Consider the following 24,384-nt stretch of genomic DNA (forward strand, 5'->3'; position numbering starts at 1 on the left):
GCGCGGTTTTAGAAGGAGTTGTAATTTTTCAAAAAAGATTGAAAACCATTTTAAAGCTTTCGACTTAACCTTTTTTTACATCAATAATGGCTTCATTTAATGTCAGCATACTTTTTGAAACACCACCGGCTGGTGAAATTCAGTCGTGGCAGTGATCAGAATCTAGATAAAATTTTGATGCACGAAGCCTTATATATGAAAATTGCCCAATACCTGGGACTTCGTGTTCATCAGGAACTGGAGCTGCATGGTAAGACTTTATTTATTCCCCGATTTGACCGTAAAGTCAGCGATGGGAAGGTTGAAAGAATTGCCCAGGAAAGTATTGCTTCTCTGGGAGGAAAAGCCGGTTTTGGGGTAAGAATGACCCATAACCAGATCTGTAGCCTGTTGATGCAATGCTGTACTGAACCAAAACAGGAAATCTTTGAATATTTGAAGCGTGATCTTGCCAATGTCGCTTTAGGCAATAAGGACAATCATACCCGTAATACAGCGATTCAACGTTTCAATAATGGAATCATTCAACTAACCCCATTATTTGATTTTGCGCCGATGTGGCTCCATCCAGATGGTATTGCCCGAACTACACGTTGGGAGCGAGATGATCATGGTGGCATGCCAATTTGGCATTCAGTCATTGAACAGATCGCCGAAAGCACGATGATTGATCCACAAGAAATCAAAGCGGTATTAATCGAACAATTACCACTTTATCAGGGGTTACTCGAGCACATGCAACATCTGCAATTGGCACCTGAAATTCTGGAAAATAGCCAGTATCGAATTGATAATATTTGCCAACAATTGGAGGAGCTGAATTATGGATAAACGCTTCAAGCCACTGACTCCGATTCAACAGATGCAAAAGAGATTGTCTGTACTTGAAACCGTCAGTAACAATCCTGACTGGCCTTTTCATCAGGTTGCTCGCTTCATTCGTACCGAGTTGCACCTCACACTCAACGATATGGCTAAAATTACCAAGATTGCTCCCCAGACTCTACAGAAAATGGAACAACCTGAAGGCAATCCAACACTCAAGTCTATGCAGAAATTACTGGATGCTTTTGGTTTAAAGTTAGAAATCAGGGCTAAATCCTGATGATAATCTGATGCTTTAATTGATATTTAGGGGAATTTTAGAGAAGAAGAATGACTTAACAACTGAAAATATGCACTCCTCCAATCTGTTTATTGAGTCCTTGCTCCATCGCAGGAATCCCGGTTTAAATTAAACACGGGATTCACTGGAGGCTGATATTTTCTCATCAGTTTTTTAATGAATAAGTTTACTTTTTAAACATCATTATGAAGAAATATCAACACAGAGATATTTCATTTCAAGGTATTCATCCATACCGAATTTAGACCCTTCACGGCCTAACCCTGATTGCTTGACTCCACCAAATGGCGCAACTTCATTAGAGATGGCTCCGGTATTAATTCCCACCATGCCGTATTCTAAGGCTTCGCCTACACGCCACTGACGTGCTGTACTTTGGGTAAATACATACGTGGCCAGACCGAATTCTGTATCGTTCGCCATCTGAATCGCTTCTTCTTCAGTCTTGAAGCGGAATAACGGCGCCAACGGTCCAAAAGTTTCTTCTTTTGCTATACGCATCTGCTGGGTAACTTCAGTCAAAAGCGTAGGTTCGAAGAATGTACCGCCCAGATTTGAACGCTGTCCACCGGTTTTCACCTGTGCACCTTTGCTCAATGCATCGGCAATATGTGACTGCACTTTTTCAATCGCAGCCTCATCAATTAATGGACCCTGAGTAGAGGCTTCATCACGGCCATCACCCACTTTCAGCTTGGCAACGGCAGCCACCAGTTTTTCTACCAGCGCATCATAAATGCCATCTTGTACATAAATCCGGTTCGCACACACACAGGTCTGTCCACTGTTCCGGAATTTACTCGCCATGATGCCCTGTACCGCCTGTTCGAGATTGGCATCATCAAAGACCAGAACTGGCGCATTGCCACCAAGTTCTAAGGAGAGTTTTTTGATGGTCGGCGCACATTGCTGCATCAGGATACGACCGACTTGAGTTGAGCCGGTAAAGCTTAACTTTTTCACGGTTTCGCTTTCACATAAGACCTGACCCACTGCAACCGCATCACCACTAACATGCAGCAATACATCTTGTGGCAAACCTGCGCGCAAGGCCAAAACTTCAAGCGCATAGGCGGTTAAAGGTGTTTGTTCAGCCGGTTTAACCAGCATGGAACAGCCAGCAGCCAGAGCTGGCGCGGCTTTACGGGTAATCATCGCCGCCGGGAAATTCCATGGCGTGATCGCAGCTGTTACCCCAATCGCCTGTTTGATAACCAATAAACGTTGATGGGCAAGCGTTGGTGTCAACACGTCACCATCAATACGGCGCGCCTGCTCGGCAAACCAGCGGATAAAGGAAGCGGCATAACCAATTTCACCACGCGCCTCAGCCAGTGGCTTGCCCTGTTCAGCAGTCAGGATCTGAGCCAAGGACTCTTTATTTTCCTGCATCAGATCGAACCAGGCCCAAAGCACATCCGCACGTTCAAGAGCTGTCTTGGCTTTCCAGGCTTTCTGGGCTTGCTGAGAACGAACAATCAGCTGTTCTACAGACGCCCGGTCATGGGATTTTACCCAGGCCAAAGTGGCTTGGGTTGCTGCATCGTTGACTTCAATATATTCACCCGTGGCAGGCTGATCGAAGCTGATATCAGGATGCTGTAATAAATCTCTATATTGCGCTTGAAGCATGATCATTACTCTTTCATTAGGCTGCGACAGACAGTGCAAACCCTTGTTTCAAGATAGCCAATCCCGCACGGAACTGTTCTGCCGGAATTGTGAGCGGGTATAGGAAACGGATTACATTACCATAACGACCGCAGGTCAGGATTAACAGACCATTTTGCATGGCATGGTTTTGTACAGCTTTTGCCTGTTCCGCGGTTTCAAGCTCAACTGCCACCATTGAACCCAGTGCGCGAATATCTTTGACCATGCTAGATGACATTTTCAGTTCATGTAAAACATCAACCAGTTCTGCGCCTAGATCATTCGCTCTTTCACAAAGCCCTTCTTCTTCAATGATATCCAGTACCGCATGGGCAGCCGCAACAGCAACCGGGTTACCGGCATAAGTACCGCCCAATCCACCCGGATTTGGTGCATCCATCACTTCAGCACGACCCACAACGCCTGAAATCGGGAAACCGCCGCCCAGACTCTTTGCCATCGTAATCAGATCTGGCTTGGTCTCATAATAATCCATCGCAAACAGTTTACCTGTACGCGCAAAACCAGACTGTACTTCATCAGCAATCAGTAAAATGCCGTTTTGATCGCATAGCACACGCAAGCGTTTCAGGAATTCTGCTGGCACCACATTAAAACCGCCTTCACCTTGTACCGGTTCAAGCACAATTGCTGCTACGTCATGCGCAGCAATATCTTCTGCGAAAATATCTTCGATGCTTTGCATTGCATCATCAACACTAATGCCTTTGGATTCCACCGGATAACGGGCATGGAAAACACCACCAGGCATCACCCCAAAGTCGCGTTTATAAGGTGCAGTTTTACCGGTCATGGCCATCGTCATGAATGAACGGCCATGAAAACCATTACCAAAAGTCACAATGCCATGACGGCCAGTATGGGCACGGGCAATTTTAACTGCATTTTCGACAGCTTCAGCACCAGTCGAAAAGAATGAGGTTTTTGCAGCACCTTGGATGGGAGCGCGTGCATTGATACGTTCTGCCAGAGCAACGTAACTCTCGTATGGTACAACCTGATAAGCCGTATGGGTAAATTTGGTTAATTGTTCAGTGACCGCAGCAATAATTTTAGGGTGACGATGGCCAGTATTCAGTACGGCGATCCCGCCTGCAAAGTCGATATATTGATTGCCTTCTGCATCCCAAATGGTCGAGTTTTCTGCTTTCTCTGCGTACCATTGACACATGACCCCAACACCACGTGGTGTTGCCTGCTGTTTACGTGCATTCAGTGCTGAGTGTTTACTGTCCATTTTGTATCCTCATTCTTGATTCATACGTTGTAAATTTTGCTATCCGGATCTTGGGATAGAAATTTGCCAAAGACTGGCTGATATGGTTCATTTTGCGCTTTTATACGTATGAGACGAGAGCCACTTTGCAGCAGATGGAAGGAGCCAATTGGTCTATTTAAAACGAGTAAAATAGTCAAAATATAAAATTATTTTATTTATAAACAGTTATTTATATTTTTAATAAAAATTGGCTCCTTTTTAAATAAAGAAGCCAATTTAAAAATCCATTGCAAAAATTTAGGATAGGTCATCATGGATTAAATCCAGTCGGTTTAATCAATTAATCCATGTTGCAAAAACTTCGCTTAACCCGGATAGATGCCGCGTTCCTGACGCGCCATTAAAATCCGCTCACAGGCCAGAATATAAGCGGCTGTACACAAAGAACATCCGGCCTGGACTGATTTTTGCCATACATCCTGTACCGCATTTTTCATGCTGGCATCCATACGCTGATTAATCTCTTCCTCGGTCCAGAAATAACTGGCCAAATCCTGAACCCATTCAAAATAGCTGACCGTCACGCCACCTGCATTACAGATCACGTCTGGCACCACGGTAATATGACGCTCACTCAGAATTTCATCCGCTTCAGTCAAAGTGGGACCATTGGCACCTTCCAGAATCATTTTGGTCTGAATATTTTGCGCGACCTGAGTATTAATCACACCTTCCAGCGCTGCCGGAATAAAGACTTCGGCGGGAATGGTCCAGAAAGCTGATGCAGAAATTTCATCGCTGGCAGAAAATCCCTGAATTTTATGGTGGGTATTTGAGTATTCAAGCAGCTTTTTAATATCAATCCCCTGTTCCTGATACAGGGTGGCGGAATGGTCCTGAACACAGATCACTTTGCTGCCATTTTCCTGGAAAAGCAGCGCAGCTTCACTCCCGACATTACCGAAACCCTGTACACAGACCCGGGCATTTTTTAAATCCAGACCAATTTGCTGGGCAACTTCACGCCCGCTAATAAACACACCACGACCTGTGGCTTTACTGCGGCCCAAGGAGCCACCCAGATGCACCGGTTTTCCTGTAACCACACCAGTAATCGTAGAACCCGCATTCATAGAAAACGTGTCCATCATCCAGGCCATGATTTGTGGATTAGTTCCAACATCCGGCGCAGGAATATCTTTTTGCGGCCCAATAATTAAATTGATTTCTGCTGTATAGCGTCGGGTCAAGCGTTCCAGTTCGCGCTTGGAAAGCTGGCTCGGATCAACCCGCACACCGCCTTTGGCACCACCAAAAGGTAAATTTAGAGCAGCACATTTGATCGTCATCCAGGCCGACAGAGCCATCACCTCATCTAAATTGACATCTGGATGAAAACGCACGCCGCCTTTGCCTGGACCGCGAGTTAAATTGTGCTGAACACGATAGCCTTCAAAATGCTGAACCGTACCATCATCCATGATGACCGGAACATCGACAATCAAACTGCGCTTTGGGCGTCGCAGCATATCCAGTCTTTCACTCAGTTCACCCAGATAAGGCGCTACTTTATCCAGTTGCTTAAGATAATTGTTCCAGGCCGTTGTACCCTGATCGGTGTAGGTCAATCCTTTCATCATCATGTTCATTCTATGATCCTTTTGTTATATGCAGTCGCATGTCCTGGCGGCTGCAACACATCTCTATTCGCCTGTTATGGCAATCATTGCTTGATTCAGGTCTCAGTTCAGCAAGCTCCTAACAAAATCAGTGTCTGGATTTTTCGCTTTAGTTTTAATCGGTATCTGTGTATATTGCCTGCCCGCCTGTATGCTCGCATTCAAGCCGCAGGTACATGATCAAAACGCATACAAGACACTTTACAATGACTGCCTGATCAGACTATTTTGCACCTAGCAATACCGCTCTCACGAGAGCCATTTCAAATTTGTAGGAGAGAGCCAATTGCGTAGCTTGCTTGGAGATTATTTACTGCAGCGATTGCAGCAAGATGTCACAGGAACATTACAGATGCGACTGTTCCGCTGCTTGCGTAACGCGATTATTGATAGCGTATTGGCTCCCAAAACCCGCTTGCCTGCATCACGTGATCTGGCTAAAGAGATTCAGGTATCGCGTAATACGGTGTTAAATGCCTATGAACAATTACAGGCACAGGGTTATGTTGATGCCCGTACCGGTCAAGGTACCTGGGTAGTAGAGAAATTACCCGAATCCTTTTTGGTGAAGGCAGAACAGAATTCTCCTGCCGTTGCAGAAAAAAAAGCACAGCAAAATTATAATCTGTCGCAACGCGGTTCTTACTTGCTCGGCTATTCCGCGGCTTCGCCTTATCAATGGGGAGCCTTTGTACCGGGCGCACCCGATGTAACCGAATTTCCGCATCATATTTTCAGCAAAATCCAAACGCGTTTGAGCCGTGAACCTCAAGTTAACAACCTGATTTACAGCAATGCCGGTGGCTCCTTAGAACTGCGTCAGGAGCTGGCAGAATATCTGAAAATTGCCCGTTCAGTGCAGTGCGATGCTGATCAGATCATTATTACCGAAGGCACCCATCAGGCAATTGATTTGGTCTCGCGTACTTTAAGCGACATAGGCGATGAGGTCTGGATCGAAGATCCAGCCTATTGGGGCGCGCGTAATATTTTACGAATTAATGGCGTCAATCTACGTTCCTTACCGGTGGATCAGGAAGGGATTATTCCCGATCTGCATCCCAAGAAACCACCTAAACTGATTTTTGTGACGCCGTCGCATCAGTATCCTTTGGGCTCACATTTAAGTTTAGAACGGCGCAAACAGTTAATTGCACTGGCACGCCAGCACAATAGCTGGATTGTTGAAGATGATTATGACAGCGAGTTCAGGTTCTCGGGCCAGCCCTATCCTTCTTTACAAGGTTTAGAGCCGGATTCTCCGGTGATTTATATGGGGACGTTCAGTAAGACGATTTATCCGGCCCTGCGTATTGGCTATTTAGTGGTACCAAAACAGCTCTTTTCTTCATTGCGAATTGTAGCTTCGGAACTTTATCGTGGTGGTCACTTAATCGATCAGCAAACACTGGCTGAATTTATCCGTGAAGGACATTATGAAGCGCATATCCGACGGATGCGTTTATTGTATGGCAAACGCCACGCTTTTTTAATTGACCTGATTCGCCGACATTTAGGTGAAGATTTTCTGCATGAATACAATACCGCCGCCGGTTTGCATCTGATTTTAAAATTGCCCAGCAGCAGTGATGATGTCTTGATTGCATCCAAAGCGCTTGAACTGGGAATCAAGGTCAGAGCCTTATCGCAATACTATACCAAACATTATTCCACCCGGCAGAAAGGATTATTACTGGGCTTTGCCTGTGTGAGTGAACAGGAAATTCTGGTGGCTTTCGGGATATTGTTAAAGTGCTTGCGCGAGCATGGGATCCGCACTTTAACTTAGTAAAAACTCAGGGATCAATACAATTATATTTTTAAAATCAAAAAGCTTTTAATTTATTTTTAAAGGGAACGTAAACCTGCTTTTAGCCTGATATTTTAGGTAAGCTTTATTTTTCTGTAAATATTGCCTGCTTATATTTTTTATCTCTTAAGCCAATTGGCTCCTTTGAATTGCTCAAAAATGGCTCTCGTCACTTTACAACAAAAAAGAGAAATTAACCGCATACATGAACAGCATGTAACCGTACTTTAATCAAAGTGTGATCCTGTCTATAGGGCTACAAGGATTCATTTTATTAAGATTAACTTAATATTGGTCAAGCACTGATGAATTCGGTTACAGTTTCAAAGGATAAGATAGCGTAAGCCAAATAAGGAATTTTATTGCCGCTACGCTATTGATATTAAGGGAAATTATATGGCAGAACATCAACATTTCTCCAATTCCGAATCATCAAACGGCTTAAAAAACGGACTTAAATCACGCCATCTCACCATGATTTCAATTGCCGGTGTCATTGGTGGAGCACTCTTTGTCGGCTCCGGTAATGTCATCTATTCTGCAGGACCGGCTGCACTCATTGCCTATACTCTAGGTGGAATATTAGTTTTACTCATCATGCGTATGCTGGGAGAAATGGCGGTACTGAATCCCGACAGTGGTTCATTTTCAACCTATGCGGATCGTGGAATCGGGCGCTGGGCTGGATTTTCTATCGGCTGGTTATACTGGTCTTTCTGGACGTTGCTCATGGGCTGGGAAGCCTTTGTTGCCGGGAAAATCCTAAATAGCTGGTTTCCATTTATCCCGATCTGGGGCTATATGCTTCTGGTCACTGTAGCACTGGTCTGGATTAATCTCCGTGACGTAAAAAACTTTGATGAATTCGAGTTCTGGTTTGCCCTGATCAAAGTTATTGCCATTGTACTGTTTCTGGTGTTTGGTAGTTTGGCCGTGATGCACCTGTGGCCTTGGGGCGATGCCTCTATGCTCGGTGGTACAACTCATCTAACCGCTCAAGGCTTTATGCCTAATGGGTTTTCATCGGTGATCACGGCCTTATTGGGTGTAATGTTTGCTTATATGGGAGCAGAGATTGTCACCGTAGCAGCAGCTGAAACCAAAGATCCAGCCAAGGAAATTCGTAAGGCCGCTAATTCAATTGTATGGCGTATCATTTTATTCTATGTCGGTTCAATGTTGATTACGGTTTGCCTGATTCCACACAATAATCCTTTATTGAAAGATCCGACCTGAGGTACGTATAGCGTAGCGCTTACTGCACTCGGTATTCCCGAAGCACGCCATATTGTTAATTTTGTCGTGCTCACCTCGGTATGTAGCTGCTTTAACTCCGCACTTTATACCTGTTCACGCATGGTCTATTCCCTCTCGAAACGTGGAGATGCACCAAAGAGTTTCGGTTTAACCAATCGCAATAACAGCCCATGGGTAGGTGTCATCTTTTCAAGCCTGTTTTCTTTCGTGGCGATTTATCTGACTGCCACCGAAAGTATGAATATTTATGATGTCTTGATGTTAGCGACTGGTACCGTATCTTTATATGTCTATCTTGCTATTGCCATTTCTCAGCTTAAGTTACGTAAAAAACTGGAAGCTGAAGGACAAAATATTCCATTCAAGATGTGGTTATTCCCATGGCTCACTTATCTGGTCATTATCTTTATTGTCGGCGCTTTAATTACCATGATTATTGAAGGAACCTATTTTAAAGAAGTGGTTTATACCAGTGTGCTTGCATTATTTATTGTGGGCTTAGGCATCTGTGCACAAAAGTTTAACTGGGGTAAAGCCTCAGCCAAAAAGGAAAAGGCAGCACAGGCCAGAATTAATTTAAGTGATAATCTTTAATTTATTTCTATAGAAATTTTTTAAACACATCAGAATGAATAAATAAATGGAGAGTTAAAAAACTCTCCATTTATTTTATATACAAGCCCAGTAAAAAAGGCCTATGTATGTCTAGATTTTAAATCTCCGTTGATACCTCACCTTTCCTAATCAAATTTCACCTTTCAAGACCACCTCAGCTATCAAAGTGTAGCCAGAAGCTGTTTCATCAGCTTTTTCTGTTCTGGTTGCTCAACCTGATCCGTTTCAACGAATAATTGATAAATCTCGAATACATTCTGTTATGAAATGTTGAGTCCAGCCTCATTTTGCCTAAAAGCTTCTAATATATTTTTTCTTATATGGCCACAATCATTGGAATTGGAAAAGATATGAATCATTATCCTGAAACCCCAGCTTCAACTGAAACACAAGACCATCAACCGGGTGTGCAAACCAAAATGGACCCTGCACCGGAAATTATTAAACCGCATTATAAAGGCAGTGAAAAATTAAAAGGCAAAGTTGCCTTGATTACTGGTGGTGATAGCGGAATTGGCCGTTCTGTATCGGTCTTATTTGCTCGCGAAGGTGCCGATATTGCCATTTGCTATTTGGATGAAGATCAGGATGCACGGGACACCAAAAAAATGGTGGAAGATGAAGGCCGCCGTTGTCTGCTGATTCAATGTGATTTACAGGATCAAGATGAAATCAAGAAAATGGTGGAGCAGACCCTTCAGGAATTTAAAACGATTAATATTCTGGTCAATAATGCCGGGGTTCAATACCCGAAAGAAAGTATTACCGATATCTCGCCCGAGCAATTACTTAAAACATTTAATGTTAATATTCTGTCGATGTTCCACCTGACTCAGGCGGTGATTCCGCATATGCAAGCAGGTGACAGCATTATCAATACCACCAGTATTACCAGTTATCACGGACATGATCAGCTGATTGACTATGCCAGCACGAAAGGTGCCATCACTACATTTACCCGAAGCCTTTCCACCAATTTATTGAAAAATAAAACCGGCATTCGTGTCAATGGTGTCGCGCCAGGGCCAATCTGGACACCATTAATTCCGAGCAGTTTTGATGAAGAACAGCTTAAAGATTTTGGTAAAAGTACCCCAATGGGCCGCATGGGCCAGCCAAGTGAAGTAGCACCGGCGTATTTATTTCTGGCCAGTGAAGAAGCCAGCTATATTTCAGGTCAGGTGATTCATGTGAATGGCGGCAGTATTATTAACGGCTAATCTGGCACAGAAGATAGCAGTTCTAGCTGACCGTTATCTTCATCTATTTAATCTTTGGATTTTCATATTTAAAAAAAATTGTTTTTATAAAATGTTTCCAACAAATACTTACCCTCGCAAAAGTAAGCTCTTGTTATAGTAATTTCAGCCAAACCTGATGAGGATATTAAGATGCCTAGAGGTGAAAAATCAGCCTATACCGATAAACAGAAACGGCAGGCCCAACATATTGAAGAAAGCGAAAAAGAACGTGGTCGTTCTGAGGAAGAAGCCGAACGTATTGCCTGGTCGACGGTCAATAAACAAGACGGTGGCGGCAAGAAAAAGAAAACGTCCCCCTAAATAGAATTCATGTCGATGAAAGTATGGGACAGATACAAAGACCCTCTATAATTAAATTATAGAGGGTCTTTTACCATCAGCTTTAAGTAATATTTTCGATACGCTGCTGAGTCCATGCTGGCCAGAGCTTTTCCAGTGTTTGTTCAAATTCTGCATTCTCGGTTCGCCACTGCGGATTTTTGTCTTTATCAATAATCAGCGCACGAACCCCTTCAATAAAGTCGCCCTGCTCTAACCAGACATCCTGCAAGTCCCGTTCCAGTTGCATACATTTTTCTAGCGACAAATTCTGTCCGGCTTGCTGTAACTTCAGGCTGGTTTGCTTGGCCATAACCGGACGTTGCTGCAAAATTGCCAGCATTTTACTAGCCCATTCCTGATCGGTTGAATTACTTGTATGAGCAAGACTCTGTTCAATCTCCTTGAGGTTTGGATAGCCAAAATGCTGATTAATCAGATCTGCACGTTTTTGCAGCTCGCTTTCTACCGGATGCGTAATATAGCCACTAATGATTTTCTGGATTTCAATCGAATTTAACACAGGCGCAGTAATCAACGCTGCTTCCAATTCAGCAAAACGCTCACTCGGCACATGATAATCCACCAGATCGAGATACAAGGCATCACTGCTGCTGATCTGTTCACCAGTCAGCGCCATATATACGCCGACGTCATCCAGTCGGGATAGAAAATAGGTCGCTCCGACATCAGGGAAAAAGCCAATCGCGGTTTCTGGCATGGCAAAACGTGATTTTTCACTCGTAACTTTGATATGACAGGCTTGAGCCAGTCCAAAACCTCCACCCAGTACATAGCCATCCATCATCACGATCACGGTCTTTGGAAAATTACGCAAGGTGCTCAGCATCTTATATTCAGTGGCAAAAAAATCCTGATATTGGGTATTGCCGGCCTGATAGCTGTCATACAGATAGCGGATATCTCCTCCGGCACAGAACGCCTTGGGACTGTTGGAATTGATCAGAACCGCTTGTACCTGTGGTTCATGCAGCCACTGATCGAGTTGCGCCTGAATGCCCTGAATCATCGCCAGGGTTAAGGCATTTAAATGGCTGGTGCGGTCCAGGCTGATAATGCCCAGCCCCCCTGCGACCCGAATCGCTAAATTATTTTCATCACTCATTCTTTTTGTTCCTATTATGAATTTCTTATTGATGGGTAAATTTGGCTGGGCGTTTTTCCACAAAGGCCTGCATGCCTTCCTTTTGATCGGAACCTGCAAAAATGGAATGGAATACCCGGCGTTCAAAGCGCAGGCCTTCAGCCAGGCTCACTTCAAAGGCCCGATTAATTGATTCTTTAATCATCATCACGGCAGTAAGCGACTTTTCAGCAATTTTCTCGGCAGCTTGCAGGGTTTGTTCCAGCAATTCTTCCTTGGCAAAAACCCGAGCGACCAAACCACTTTGTTCCGCTTCCTGCGCCCCCATCTGCCGTGCAGTCAGGCACATTTCCATGGCTTTGGCCTTACCAATCGCCAAGGTTAAACGCTGGGTCCCGCCAATGCCGGGCAACACGCCTAAGGTAACTTCAGGCAAACCAAATTTTGCATTATCAGCGCAGTAAATAAAGTCGCACATCAATGCCAGCTCGCAACCACCACCCAAGGCATAGCCGCTCACTGCGGCAATTAAAGGTTTACGGCGCTGCGCAATCCGGTCGGCCAGACTAAAAAAATCGTCCAGATAAATTTGCGGAAAATTCAGATCTGCCATTTCTTTAATATCGGCACCAGCAGCAAAAGCTTTTTCCGAACCGGTAATCACGATACAACCAATTTCGGGGTCTTTTTCCAGCTGATCAAGAGCCTGATTGACCTCGACAATCAGCTGGTTATTCAGTGCATTTAACGCCTGAGGACGGTTTAAGGTAATCAGTCCAACACCGTTACGTTGTTCGAGTAAAATGGTTTGCCATTGCATGATGAAAATCCTTTTTAATTCCTTATAAACTGCGTGCAATCACCAGACGCTGAATATCGCTGGTGCCTTCATAGATCTGACAAATCCGCGCATCCCGATAGATACGTTCAATCGGAAAATCTTTCAGATAGCCATAGCCACCAAAAATTTGTAGCGCCTTGGAACACACGCGTTCGGCCATTTCCGAAGCAAATAGTTTGGCCATGGAGGCTTCAGTCAAACAGCTTTCGCCAGCTTCCTTTTTACGTGCAGCAAAATGAACCAGTTGGCGTGCTGCTTCAATTTCAGTCGCCATACTGGCCAGCCTGAACGAAATCGCCTGCTGTTCAAAAATCGGTTTGCCAAAAGCCACGCGATCATGCGCATAGGCCGTTGCTTCTTCTAAAGCGGCACGCGCCAAACCAACGGCTTGTGCGGCAATACCGATCCGCCCGCCTTCCAGATTGGCCAAGGCAATTTTTAAACCTTCGCCTTCGGCACCGAGTCTTAAACTTTCATGAATGCGGACATCGGTTAAGGCAATCTGACAGGTATCCGAAGCATGCAGGCCGAGTTTTTCTTCCACCCGAATCACTTCATAGCCAGGTGTGTCGCGCGGCACTAAAAATGCACTCATGCCTTTTTTGCCCGCGCCTGGATCAGTCACGGCAAACACAATAATCATCCCGGCATTGTGGCCAGAAGTAATAAACTGTTTGGCGCCATTGATGATGTAATGATCGCCGTCCTTGACCGCCCGGGTTTTAATCGCGGCAGCATCCGATCCGGTATGTGGTTCGGTTAAGGCAAAGGCACCAATCATTTCACCTTGGGCCAAAGGCTTTAGAAATTGCTGCTTTTGCTGTTCCGTGCCGAACTTGAAAATCGGCACACAACCCACCGAGTTATGTACGCTCATAATCGCGGATGTTGCACCATCGGCCGCAGCGACTTCTTCCAAGGCCAGAACATAAGCCAGCGTACCTGTGCCCGAGCCGCCCCATTCTTCCGGAATCAGCATGCCTAAAAAACCCAGCTCTCCCATTTGGGCCAAGGCATCTTTTGGAAAGATGCCTTTTTGATCCCACTCGCTGGCAAAGGGTTTAATCTGTTCCTGGGCGAAGCTTTTGGCCATATCCTGAATCAGGTGTTGTTCTTCCGTTAATTGCATCGATGCTTCCTTCAATCTCTTTATTTAATCTTCTTATTCAATCTGTTGGCTTTATGAGCTTATGCAGTTTTGGATTGCTGCTTGTTGATTTCCTGATTGCGCAGTAAAAAGCGTTGAATTTTACCGCTTGGGGTTTTCGGCAATTCGGTCACAAATTCAATCAGACGCGGATAGGCATGCGCAGATAAACGCTTTTTCACAAATTGACCCAGCTCTTCCTGCAGCTCGGCAGTTGCAGGAGAATGACCAGCCAGAATCACAAAGGCTTTAATGATTTCGGTCCGCTCGGGATCCGGTACGCCAATCACCGCCGCTTCAATCACGGCATCGTGTTCCAGCAAGGCACTTTCCACATCAAACGGCCCCACCCGATAGCCCGAGGTAGTAATGACATCATCACTACGTCCCACAAAACTCATACTGCCATCGGCATGAATTTCCGCGGTATCTCCGGTTAAGTAGTAATGGCCGACAAAAGGCGATTTGCGGCTTTCTTCATAGCCCGAAAACCACATCATTGGGGATTGGCTGATATCCACCGCCAGAATGCCTGGAACGTCCGCAGGGAGCTCATGACCCTGTTCATCGACAACGGCAATCCGGTAACCCGGGCTGGCAAAACCTGCTGAACCTGAACGCACCGGATGCTCCAGCGCATGATGGTTACACACCACCATACCGACTTCGGTCTGGCCATAATGGTCATAAATCGGCACATCTAGCACCTCTTTAAACCAGCGGATCACTTCCGGATTTAACGGTTCTCCCGCACTGCTGACAACACGTAACTTACCGCGTAGTTTTGCCATTTGAGCAGGATCGGCCGCCATCATCATGCGGTAAGCGGTTGGTGCACCGGCCAGATTGGTAATGCCATATTCCTTAACAATTTCGCAGACACTTTCGGCATTAAAACCGCCTTCATAAAACAAGGTCGAGTGTCCAAGCATTAAGGGACCAGTAATCGCGTAATACAATCCGTAGGCCCAGCCGGGATCGGCAATATTCCAGAATGCATCTTCAGGAGTCAGACCAATGGCATTTTGCATATAGCTTGCAAAAGCAATCAGCGCTTTCAACGGGACTTTAAGTGGTTTCGCCGGTCCAGTGGTGCCCGAGGTAAACATCAATAAAAATGGATCATCAACATTCAGGATCTCCAGCTCACAAGCTTCAGCCTGACGGTTTAATACCGTCCAGAAGCTGAGGTCGTGCGGATAGCGCTCTGCCTCAGTTTCGGCATGTACCGTCACAATCGGTGGACAGTTGCTGATCTCGGATAATTTGTCCCGATTCGCTAGATCAGTCACCACCAGCTTGCTTTGCGCCAGCTGAATACGATGCTCGATGGCTTTAGGCCCAAAGGCCGTAAATAACGGTTGATAGACCGCACCAATCCGCCAGGTTGCCAAAATAGTAATGATCAACTCGGGAGTACGTGGTAATAATCCGGAAACGCGGTCGCCTTTACCAATGCCTTGAGACTTTAAAAAGTTGGCAAACTGGCTGGAATATTTTTTGAGCTCGGCAAAGCTATATTGTTCTTTTCTGCCATCTTTACCATGCCAGTATAGGGCAATGGCATCGGAATCGGCATGACGGTCACAGCATTCATAACAGGCATTTACTGCCTGCATGGAACCGGAGAGATACTGGCTTGCAACCGTATTTAAATCAAAGTCTTGAACCGTTGTTTGATAATCTAACATGTTAAACCTCAGCCTGAATTTATCGTTATTACTGACAAGGTGTAATTATTGAAGCGAATCCTTGCTCCATCTGAATCTTTTAAGTTTTAAGCATTTGGCGTGGTGTATTGATGCATGATGCTGGAGAAGTCCAGATGGGCATCTCCTTCCTGACAGAGCTGTTGATAGAGTTTTTGTACCATGCTGCCGAGTACAACCGGCTGATCCACCTGTTGCGCTGCATCGACCGCCAGCCCCAAATCTTTGAGCATCAGTTGTGCGGCAAAACCGTCGGTATAACCCCGCGATGACGGCGCATTGGCACAGATATCTGGCCATGGATTATAAATTTCAGAACTCCAGCAACGTCCAGTGGAACTGTTAATCACGCCAGCCAAGGCCTGTGGATCAATGCCCAGTTTGGCTCCGAGTGCCATCCCTTCAGCCACCGCAGTCATGGAAATTCCCAGAATCAGGTTATTACAGATTTTTGCCACCTGTCCTGTTCCCATCGCACCACAATGCACCAGATTTTTACCCATACAGCCGAGAACCGGTTTGACGGCCTCAAAAGTGGCATCATCTGCACCGACCATAAAGGTCAAGGTCCCGTCTTTGGCACCCAAAGTACCGCCGGATACCGGTGCATCACAGACGCGAATCTGCTTGACCTGAGCTGCTACAGCAACTTCCTGAATGGTTTGCGGATCAATGGTGCTGCTGTCGATACACAAACTGCCCGATTGAAGTACCTTCAGAATACCGTGTTCACCTAAATAGACTTCACGCACATGCTTGGCTGCGGGCAACATGCTGACCACGATCTCCGCCTGCTTCGCGGCAGCTTGTGGACTGTCGCAGACGATACCGCCCGCTTCTGCAAAATGCTGTAAAGCCACTGCGCTTAAGTCATAACCAAAAACCTGATGACCGGACTTGAGTAAGTTTTGCGCCATGGAGCCGCCCATGTTGCCTAAACCAATAAATGCAATCTTCATGCTGATGCTCCTTAACGCAGACTGATCGTGGTATTGACACCGGTGGTTTCCTGGTCATCTTCAAACCAGCGGCTGGTAATGGTTTTGGTCTGGGTATAGAACTGCACCGCCTGTTTGCCATAAGGACCTAGATCACCCAGTTTTGAACCGCGTGAACCGGTAAAACTGAAGAAAGGCACAGGTACAGGAATTGGAATGTTAATGCCCACCTGACCGATATCAATCTGGTTCTGGAAGGTACGTGCCGTATTGCCATTTTGGGTAAACAGTCCAACGCCATTACCAAATGGATTGGCATTAATCAGCTCAATGGCTTGCTCTAAAGTATCGACATGCATGATCGCCAGTACCGGGCCAAACACTTCTTCCTTGTAAATGCGCATCTCGGTCGTGACCTGGTTAAAAATCGTTGGACCGACAAAATTACCCTGCTCATAACCCGGAACCTGTACATTACGGCCATCTAGCAACAGTTCTGCGCCCTGTTCAACACCACTGTTAATCAAATCGATTACACGAGCTTTGGCACGGGTTGAAATCACCGGTCCCACATCGGTATTCGGTTCATGTCCGGCATTCACCTTTAAGGTTTTGGTTTTATTGACCAGTTCATCGACCCAGTGCTTGGTCTCACCGACCATTACCGCCACGGAAAGTGCCATACAACGTTGACCTGCTGCGCCAAAAGCTGCACCGACCAAGGCATTTAAGGTCTGTTCTTTATTCGCATCTGGCATCACCACCACATGGTTTTTGGCGCCCATCATCGACTGCACACGCTTGCCGTGTTGGCCTGCAAGGTTATAGACATGCGTGCCGACTGCAGTCGAACCGACAAAAGAAATCGCCTTGATATCGCGATGGGTACACAGTAGATCGACCACTTCTTTGCCGCCATGTACCACATTCAGTACGCCTGCCGGCACACCTGCCTGAATCGCTAACTCAACCAGCATCATGGTCGATAGTGGATCCTGTTCAGAAGGCTTTAAGACAAAGGTATTGCCGCAGACAATCGCCATCGGGAACATCCACAGTGGAATCATCGCCGGGAAGTTAAACGGTGTAATTCCTGCACAGACACCTAGTGGTTGCTGCAAGGTATAGGTATCGACACCACGTGCCACCCCTTCAATATACTCGCCCATTTGTAGGGAACCGATCGAACAGGCATGTTCCACCACTTCCAGACCACGCTGGATATCACCTTCGGCATCAGCTAGGGTTTTGCCTTGTTCTGCCGTTAAGACTTGGGCAATACTTTTTAAATTGGTACGAATCAGATCCTGCAGTTTCAGCATGATTCGCATACGGGCCTGAATTGGAGTCTGGCGCCAGCTGGCAAAGGCATTTTGCGCAGCCGCAATCGCAGCATTGACTTCTTCAGCAGTGGCAAAAGGCACCTGACCCAAGACTTCCTGAGTGGCAGGACTGATAATATCTTGCCAATGGCTGGTTTTTGATTCGACAAATTCACCATTAATGAGGAGTTTTGCGGTGGTGAATCCGGTACTTTGCTGTGGATGAGAAATGGCGTTCATGGTCGCTCCGTGCTGGTTTGTTATTGTCGTTGTATCTGCCTTTACTGGCTTTTATTTAACGTATAATTTTTACGCTGTTTCAGCAGACTAACAAAGAACACTTTGACCACCAATAGAAATTGGTGCACGATGGTTGTGCAAATATGCACAGGAATTTAACAGGATGTTAAATAAAAAATGAAAGTAGATTGGGATCATTTACGCTTTTTTTTAGTTTTGGCGCGTGCTAAAACACTCACCAACGCAGCACGCTTAATCGGGGTTGAACATAGCACCGTAGCGCGGCGGATTCAGGCCCTGGAAAGTACTTTAGGTACGCAACTGTTTAAGCGCGAAGCCACCGGTTATGAACTAACCTCGGAAGGTCTGGCACTGGTGCCGCGTGTGGAACAGATGGAACAGTCCTTTATCCAGATTGACAAGCGCCATGATCCCTTGCAAGGTCGGGTCCGGATTGGTGCACCAGAAGGCTTTGGAACTGCATTTTTAGCGCGGTTACTGGCTGAGTTTTCCCAGCATTATCCTTCCTTAACCATCGATTTAATTCCGGTTCCGAAGACCATTAAATTGTCACATCGTGAAGCCGATATTGTGATCGCGATTGACCGGCCCAAATCGGGTCCCTATATCATTACTCGTTTGTCTAATTACTGTTTAAAGCTATATGGCAGCCAGCATTATTTACAACAAAATCCGGAAATTAAAAAACTGGAAGACCTCCAGCAGCACCGTTTTGTTGACTATATTGATGATCTGGTCTATAGCACTGCACTCTATTCGCTAGAGCGTCTTCCCTTGCAGGTTAGTGCCTGTTTTCGCAGTAACAGTATTCTGGCGCAGGAGATTGCGGTTCGTGCAGGAGCCGGACTGGCCATTTTGCCGAAATTTCTGGTCAATGATAAAAGCGAACTCAAAGAGGTTTTGGGCGATCAGGTCAGTTTTACCCATACTTTTTGGATGCTAACACTGGTCGATCTGCAACATGAACCAAAAATAAAACTGGTCTGGGATTTCCTGCGCAAGCAGGCTGATCTTCAGCAAGACCTGTTAATGGGCAGATGAATATCAAATACAACTGTGCTGTATCTAGAGTCACCTCTTTAAGTTAAATCAACCGAATTAACAACGTATCGATACAGCAAATGAACGTATCACAACATTCCTGACGCTCATGACTTGTTAAATTAACAGTCGATCATTCGCGATGTTTTTTAATGAGCTACAGGAAAATAATATGAAAATCTTGATGGTACTGACTTCACATGACCAGCTGGGCGATACTGGCAAAAAAACCGGCTTCTGGCTGGAAGAACTGGCTGCACCCTATTACACCTTTGTCGATGCAGGCGCAGAGGTAGTTTTGGCTTCTCCTGCAGGTGGTCAGCCACCATTAGATCCAAAAAGTAATGAGCCGGATGCGCAAACCGAAACCACCAAACGCTTTGAAGCAGATGAGGTGGCCATGCAGGCTCTTGCTAATACACATAAGTTGAGTGAGGTCTTAAATCAGGATTTTGATGCCGTGTTCTATCCGGGTGGTCACGGTCCATTATGGGATCTAGCCAAAGACCAGAATTCTATTTCTTTAATTGAGCAGACTTTACAGGCAGATAAACCTGTTGCGCTGGTCTGTCATGCACCGGGTGTACTTCGTGAAGTCAAAGATGCCGAAGGCCGTTCTATTGTAGAAGGCAAGACAGTCACCGGTTTTACTAATACCGAAGAAAACGGCGTAGGCCTAACCGATATTGTGCCATTTTTAGTGGAAGACATGCTGAAAGAAAAAGGCGGGAAATATTCCAAAGCTGAGGATTGGCAGGTGCATGTACAGCAAGATGGTTTACTGATTACCGGGCAAAATCCGGCCTCTTCTGCTGCAACCGCAGAAGCTTTATTAAAATTATTAAAATAGAAGTTAATCTAAAATTCGTATTAATCTTTTAGATCACTTCTTTTTAAATAAGAAAACCCTGAATGATGCAAGATTATTCAGGGTTTAATTTATCTATTTATTCCCAGATTTAGTTCGCTTCAGCCGCTGTGGAGGCAATATGCTGAGCCAGTAACTCTCTGAGTTTAAATTTCTGGATTTTCCCTGATGGGGTCATCGGAATATCCTCCCAGATTTCCAGGCGTTCCGGCAGATACTGCATAGCCAGATTATGGGTTTTCAGGAATTCTACCAGCTCATTAAAACTTAACGGCTTTGTCTGATCTTCAGCTTGATGATTGCACAGGCACGCTCGCCCATTCGCTCATCTGCATAAGCCACTAAAGCTACTGTGGCGATATTCGGATGCTTATAAAGTAGTGATTCAATTTCCGCGACCGGAATATTTTCTCCACCACGAATAATCACATCCTTCTTACGTCCGCAAATCCGAATATAGCCATGCTCGTCCTGATAGGCAATATCGCCAGTATCAAACCCGCCTTCGGCATCCGTATCATTCAAATGTGGACGTTTTAAATAACCGCCAAAATTTGAACAGGTGCGGATCATCAAACGCCCGGATTCATTCACGGCTTTGGTCTGACCTTTTTTATTCACGATCTTGATTTCAACACCAGGTAAAGCGATGCCATCCGTATTGAAAGAGTGTTCATCCTCATCTTCAGGTCGGGTCAGCGTCACTGCACCACATTCGGTCATACCCAGGCTGAAATCACTTTTACTCCTAAAATATCCCGGGCTTTTTGCACCAATGGACCTGGAATGGGCGCACCTGCACACAGGAAAATTTTCAGTGAATCAACCTTGTCATGCTGTTCTGCCACGGTATTGGATAGGTCATTCAGGAATGGGGTCGAGGCCATGGTGAAATTCACCTGATGCTGATGAATCAGATCTACTGCTTTGGCTACATCCCAGCTTGGAAACATGGGACAACTTGCAAGCTGATTTCTTTGATTTTTATGGTCAGGCCTTAAATAAACTGGCCTTTGATGATGTGGTTACCCTGATTCATCTGCTCAATAAAGTAAATGATGGTTTGAAAAGTATTCATCTGCATAAAGAAGCAGATCAGGAATAAACAAATAGAAATTCAGCTTTAATTGAAGAGTATAAAAAAGAGCCTGTATTCAGGCTCTTTTTTTGAAGTTGAAATTATGCTTTTTGTGGATCGTATTGACGGTCTTTGATGAAAATCCCGGACACTGCCCCACATAAGAAATAAGCACCGCCCATAATCAGGAAGCCTAGACCAATTGAACCACCGCTGGCTGCCGCGCCAATAATCGCAGGTGCAAACATGGCGCCAATACGACCTGCATTATAAGCACCCCCTACTGCAGTACCACGAATCGAGGTGGCGAAGCTTTCTGTCATATAAGTGGCATTAATCGCATATGGAATACCATACAGGAATCCAAAGAAAATCAGCAGATAGGCAATGTTATCTGGCGTATTGAATAGCACAATCACGGGCAGGAAAATCGCCGTTCCAATTGCTCCAAACGAAAAGACAGCGCGTCTACCCAGACGGTCTGCGGCAAAGCCCGCTAGAATTTTCCCGAAAATCATCGCCACATAAGTACCAATCATATAGCCGGCCATAGATTTAAAATTCATGTGCAATTCAGATTCCAGATATGCCGGCATCCAGTTATTTACGCCATAGTAGCCAAATTGCAGAAAACCGGCCGTAAAGATCCACAAGATGAACATTCTGCGATTCGCAGGATCCGCGAAAATCTCTTTGACTGTGCTTTTTTTGGCGGGTTGCTGTGCTGTGATTTCAGCTGGGGCATATAGACGCTGCAAACGTGCACGCTGCCAGGATTCTGGCTCAGGAACCAGTTTCTGGATAAAAATCGCCATAACCGAGGGAATAATGGCAATAAAAAATAGGGTTCGCCAGCCATATTCCGGAATGATCCAGCCTGCCAGTACAGTGGCCACAATATAACCGACGGTCCATCCTGCCTGTAAGGTACCTAAAACCGTGGTGCGATATTCAGTTGGAACATATTCAGCCATGAGCGTATTGGCTGCAATATATAAAGAGCCTATGCCGAAAGCAGACAGAAAGCGTAAAACAGCAAATTGTTCAAAGTTCTGTGCAAAGCCTAAGGCTGCGGTCAATATGGAAAATACCAGAATCGAAATGACTACGGTACGTACACGGCCCAGACGGTCACAGGCCCAGCCCCCTATAAAGCCACCAATCGCCATACCTGCTAAGGTAAAACTGCCTAGTGTACCAGCCTGCAGATTACTGAGACCAAACTCTGCTTTCAGGCTATTTAAACTGAAAGACAGCAGCAACATGTCCGCGCCATCTACCAGTAAAGCCAGAAAGGCGAAAATAAAAGCAATTTGCTGGGTTCGTTTGGTCGTAGGTTTAATCTTTTCTAATTCTCTAGCTAAATCCGTCATATTTAAATCTCTGTTTTCCTATCCTTAGGTTTTCATGATCTTTTTATATTTAAAGCTATTCCGCTAATGAATATGCTTTAAGGCTAATCCGTTTTTAATTCACTTGATTGACTCCTTTTTTAATCCTGTCTAGGAGATACCTTTTTCCTTTTTATCAGTTAGCTCTTGTTCCTCGTTCATGCTTATATTTGCATCAGGCTAAATAAAATAAGATGAATATTCAATTATTTTAGATGTTTTATTTTGTTATGCGAAATTTATTATCATAAAGTTGATTGTTCTTTCATTTTCCTATAGCTTTAAAAAGAGGGATAAGAACGATATGTCATTTGAATAGGATCGAACAGGGAGCGTAATAATGGGTGCCTTAACAGGATTTCGTGTACTGGATTTAAGCCGGATTTTGGCTGGGCCCTGGTGTAGCCAGATTCTGGCTGATCTGGGTGCAGAAGTGATCAAGATTGAAAAACCGGATCATGGGGATGATACCCGTATCTGGGGACCACCTTGGCTTAAAAACAATCAGCAGCAAGATACCCATGAATCGGCTTATTACCTGTCAGCCAACCGTGGCAAGCATTCGGTTGCAATCGATTTATCTACACCTGAAGGTCAAAGTATTATCAAAAAGCTTGCTGAACAAAGCGATGTAGTCATTGAAAACTATAAAGCCGGTTCGTTGAAACGATATGGGCTGGATTATGAAAGTCTGAGTCAGCTAAATCCGCGACTGGTATATTGTTCTATTACCGGTTTTGGCCAGAACGGTCCGCGTGCGCAAGAGCCGGGCTATGATTTTATCGTTCAGGGAATGGGCGGCATGATGAGTGTCACTGGCGAACGTGACGATCTGCCCGGTGGTGGCCCGCAAAAAGCAGGTCTGGCCTTTGCCGATTTGACCACCGGCTTATATGCCGCAATTGCCATTCAGGCGGCTTTGTTGTCCCGTGAGAAAACCGGTGAAGGTCAGTATATTGATATGGCGCTGTTAGATACCCAGGTTGCTTCCCTCTCTGTTCTGGCCATGAATTATCTCACCTCAGGCAAAGTCCCCGGTCGCTTCGGAAATGCACATGCCAATATTGTGCCCTATCAGGTGTTTAAAGCCCAGGAAGGTGAATTTATTATCGCCTGTGGTAACGATCTGCAATTCCAAGCTTTGTGTCAGGCCGTTGGTCTGGCTAAGGTGGCAGAAGATCCTCGCTTCTTAAAAAATTCTGGACGTGTTACACATCGTGAAGAATTGACCACAGTTCTACAGGCTCATTTCTATACTAGACCGGCAAAAACCTGGGTGGATTTAATCCATGCGGTTAAAGTGCCGGTAGGAATGATCAATGACCTGAAACAGACTTTGCAAGAAGAACAGGTATTGGCACGCGATATGGTGATTCAGATGCCGCATACTTTACGTGAAGATTACACCTCAATCGGTTCACCGATTAAACTCTCCAAGACACCGGTAGAATATAAAAAGGCACCCCCTTGTCTGGGTGAAGATACCGATGCCATTTTGAGTCAATATTTAAGTTCTGCTGAAATGGAAGAACTGAAAAGCAAAAAAGTTATCCAGCAGCGATAAGCCTGCAAGCAGTAAAAAAGGAATCTTGCGATCATTGCTGTCCCACAATTTTTCACAAGAGGAAGCTCATTTGAGCTTCCTCTTGTTTTATGGGTATTTTATCGGGTGAAAATAAAGCTTTTAAAGTTCTTCTTTCAAACAAATTCACTTGAATTATTC

The 24,384-nt window shown here is 45.3% G+C and carries 22 protein-coding genes and 2 pseudogenes; 11 read left to right on the forward strand and 13 right to left on the reverse strand.

Annotation, left to right across the window (positions count from 1 at the left end):
- The 3 genes and pseudogenes from AC1P5O_RS12705 to AC1P5O_RS12715 all read left to right on the forward strand — a co-directional run.
- Positions 1 to 100 (forward strand): annotated as a pseudogene (locus tag AC1P5O_RS12705) (IS1 family transposase); the annotation flags it as partial.
- Positions 100 to 831, forward strand: a complete 732-nt coding sequence (locus AC1P5O_RS12710; RefSeq protein WP_499006108.1) for a HipA domain-containing protein — start codon at positions 100 to 102, stop codon at positions 829 to 831. The pseudogene AC1P5O_RS12705 and the gene AC1P5O_RS12710, both read left to right, overlap by 1 nt.
- A complete protein-coding gene (locus AC1P5O_RS12715) occupies positions 824 to 1,105 on the forward strand; it encodes a helix-turn-helix domain-containing protein (RefSeq protein WP_148334775.1) in 282 nt (93 codons plus the stop codon). Before AC1P5O_RS12710 ends, AC1P5O_RS12715 begins: the two co-directional genes overlap by 8 nt.
- A 204-nt stretch (positions 1,106 to 1,309) precedes the next feature.
- Here AC1P5O_RS12715 and AC1P5O_RS12720 read toward each other — a convergent pair whose 3' ends face one another.
- The 3 genes from AC1P5O_RS12720 to AC1P5O_RS12730 form a co-directional block, all read right to left on the reverse strand.
- Positions 1,310 to 2,758, reverse strand: a complete 1,449-nt coding sequence (locus AC1P5O_RS12720; RefSeq protein ID WP_148334797.1) for an NAD-dependent succinate-semialdehyde dehydrogenase — start codon at positions 2,756 to 2,758, stop codon at positions 1,310 to 1,312.
- Positions 2,759 to 2,774: 16 nt separating this feature from the next.
- A complete protein-coding gene (gabT, locus tag AC1P5O_RS12725; RefSeq protein ID WP_004646932.1) occupies positions 2,775 to 4,037 on the reverse strand; it encodes a 4-aminobutyrate--2-oxoglutarate transaminase in 1,263 nt (420 codons plus the stop codon).
- A gap of 347 nt (positions 4,038 to 4,384) precedes the next feature.
- Positions 4,385 to 5,668: a Glu/Leu/Phe/Val family dehydrogenase gene (locus tag AC1P5O_RS12730; protein ID WP_499006109.1), complete on the reverse strand. Its 1,284-nt coding sequence runs from the start codon at positions 5,666 to 5,668 to the stop codon at positions 4,385 to 4,387.
- 316 nt (positions 5,669 to 5,984) lie between these two features.
- Here AC1P5O_RS12730 and pdxR point away from each other — a divergent pair, with 316 nt between their 5' ends.
- The 4 genes and pseudogenes from pdxR (at position 5,985) to AC1P5O_RS12750 (ending at position 10,942) form a co-directional block, all read left to right on the forward strand.
- Positions 5,985 to 7,487: a MocR-like pyridoxine biosynthesis transcription factor PdxR gene (gene pdxR / locus AC1P5O_RS12735; RefSeq protein WP_004646934.1), complete on the forward strand. Its 1,503-nt coding sequence runs from the start codon at positions 5,985 to 5,987 to the stop codon at positions 7,485 to 7,487.
- Positions 7,488 to 7,982: 495 nt separating this feature from the next.
- Positions 7,983 to 9,359 (forward strand): annotated as a pseudogene (locus tag AC1P5O_RS12740) (amino acid permease).
- Between the two features lie 371 nt (positions 9,360 to 9,730).
- Positions 9,731 to 10,600 (forward strand): SDR family oxidoreductase, encoded by an 870-nt coding sequence (locus tag AC1P5O_RS12745; protein WP_005246373.1) that lies wholly within the window; start codon positions 9,731 to 9,733, stop codon positions 10,598 to 10,600.
- Positions 10,601 to 10,771: 171 nt separating this feature from the next.
- Positions 10,772 to 10,942, forward strand: coding sequence for a hypothetical protein (locus AC1P5O_RS12750; RefSeq protein ID WP_005266430.1), 171 nt, complete (start codon positions 10,772 to 10,774; stop codon positions 10,940 to 10,942).
- Positions 10,943 to 11,024: 82 nt separating this feature from the next.
- Here AC1P5O_RS12750 and AC1P5O_RS12755 read toward each other — a convergent pair whose 3' ends face one another.
- From AC1P5O_RS12755 to AC1P5O_RS12780, 6 genes are all read right to left on the reverse strand, one after another.
- A complete protein-coding gene (locus tag AC1P5O_RS12755) occupies positions 11,025 to 12,086 on the reverse strand; it encodes an enoyl-CoA hydratase/isomerase family protein (protein ID WP_305158222.1) in 1,062 nt (353 codons plus the stop codon).
- Positions 12,087 to 12,111: 25 nt separating this feature from the next.
- A complete protein-coding gene (locus tag AC1P5O_RS12760) occupies positions 12,112 to 12,885 on the reverse strand; it encodes an enoyl-CoA hydratase (protein ID WP_004280280.1) in 774 nt (257 codons plus the stop codon).
- A gap of 22 nt (positions 12,886 to 12,907) precedes the next feature.
- The gene (locus AC1P5O_RS12765) at positions 12,908 to 14,035 is read right to left on the reverse strand and encodes an acyl-CoA dehydrogenase family protein (protein ID WP_004730935.1); all 1,128 of its coding nucleotides are present in this window, start codon (positions 14,033 to 14,035) and stop codon (positions 12,908 to 12,910) included.
- Positions 14,036 to 14,094: 59 nt separating this feature from the next.
- Positions 14,095 to 15,744, reverse strand: coding sequence for an AMP-binding protein (locus tag AC1P5O_RS12770; RefSeq protein WP_005246365.1), 1,650 nt, complete (start codon positions 15,742 to 15,744; stop codon positions 14,095 to 14,097).
- Between the two features lie 86 nt (positions 15,745 to 15,830).
- A complete protein-coding gene (gene mmsB / locus AC1P5O_RS12775) occupies positions 15,831 to 16,721 on the reverse strand; it encodes a 3-hydroxyisobutyrate dehydrogenase (protein ID WP_005266420.1) in 891 nt (296 codons plus the stop codon).
- Positions 16,722 to 16,732: 11 nt separating this feature from the next.
- A complete protein-coding gene (locus AC1P5O_RS12780; protein WP_005246360.1) occupies positions 16,733 to 18,262 on the reverse strand; it encodes a CoA-acylating methylmalonate-semialdehyde dehydrogenase in 1,530 nt (509 codons plus the stop codon).
- Between the two features lie 177 nt (positions 18,263 to 18,439).
- Here AC1P5O_RS12780 and AC1P5O_RS12785 point away from each other — a divergent pair, with 177 nt between their 5' ends.
- Both AC1P5O_RS12785 and AC1P5O_RS12790 read left to right on the forward strand, forming a co-directional pair.
- A complete protein-coding gene (locus AC1P5O_RS12785) occupies positions 18,440 to 19,324 on the forward strand; it encodes a LysR family transcriptional regulator (protein WP_005251776.1) in 885 nt (294 codons plus the stop codon).
- Positions 19,325 to 19,496: 172 nt separating this feature from the next.
- On the forward strand, positions 19,497 to 20,174 hold the full coding sequence (locus AC1P5O_RS12790) for a type 1 glutamine amidotransferase domain-containing protein (RefSeq protein ID WP_005100372.1): 678 nt from the start codon (positions 19,497 to 19,499) through the stop codon (positions 20,172 to 20,174).
- Positions 20,175 to 20,283: 109 nt separating this feature from the next.
- Here AC1P5O_RS12790 and AC1P5O_RS12795 read toward each other — a convergent pair whose 3' ends face one another.
- The 3 genes from AC1P5O_RS12795 to AC1P5O_RS12805 are packed head-to-tail and all read right to left on the reverse strand — an operon-like array spanning position 20,284 to position 21,145.
- Positions 20,284 to 20,415 carry a hypothetical protein gene (locus AC1P5O_RS12795; protein ID WP_499006113.1) on the reverse strand — a complete coding sequence of 44 codons (132 nt, stop codon included), beginning with the start codon at positions 20,413 to 20,415 and terminating at the stop codon, positions 20,284 to 20,286.
- A gap of 44 nt (positions 20,416 to 20,459) precedes the next feature.
- Positions 20,460 to 20,915 carry an AMP-binding protein gene (locus AC1P5O_RS12800; RefSeq protein ID WP_499006114.1) on the reverse strand — a complete coding sequence of 152 codons (456 nt, stop codon included), beginning with the start codon at positions 20,913 to 20,915 and terminating at the stop codon, positions 20,460 to 20,462.
- The gene (locus tag AC1P5O_RS12805; RefSeq protein WP_499006116.1) at positions 20,912 to 21,145 is read right to left on the reverse strand and encodes an AMP-binding protein; all 234 of its coding nucleotides are present in this window, start codon (positions 21,143 to 21,145) and stop codon (positions 20,912 to 20,914) included. Before AC1P5O_RS12805 ends, AC1P5O_RS12800 begins: the two co-directional genes overlap by 4 nt.
- Positions 21,146 to 21,153: 8 nt before the next feature.
- Between AC1P5O_RS12805 and AC1P5O_RS12810 the strand changes: the two genes are divergently transcribed.
- A complete protein-coding gene (locus tag AC1P5O_RS12810; RefSeq protein ID WP_181953441.1) occupies positions 21,154 to 21,297 on the forward strand; it encodes a hypothetical protein in 144 nt (47 codons plus the stop codon).
- A 74-nt stretch (positions 21,298 to 21,371) separates the two neighbouring features.
- Here the strand turns inward: AC1P5O_RS12810 and AC1P5O_RS12815 are convergent, their stop codons facing one another.
- The gene (locus AC1P5O_RS12815; protein WP_004646947.1) at positions 21,372 to 22,643 is read right to left on the reverse strand and encodes an MFS transporter; all 1,272 of its coding nucleotides are present in this window, start codon (positions 22,641 to 22,643) and stop codon (positions 21,372 to 21,374) included.
- Between the two features lie 358 nt (positions 22,644 to 23,001).
- Between AC1P5O_RS12815 and AC1P5O_RS12820 the strand changes: the two genes are divergently transcribed.
- Positions 23,002 to 24,225: a CaiB/BaiF CoA transferase family protein gene (locus AC1P5O_RS12820; RefSeq protein WP_121979787.1), complete on the forward strand. Its 1,224-nt coding sequence runs from the start codon at positions 23,002 to 23,004 to the stop codon at positions 24,223 to 24,225.
- The last annotated feature ends 159 nt before the right edge of the window (positions 24,226 to 24,384 follow it).

It is taken from the genome of Prolinoborus fasciculus (genome assembly GCF_056724605.1).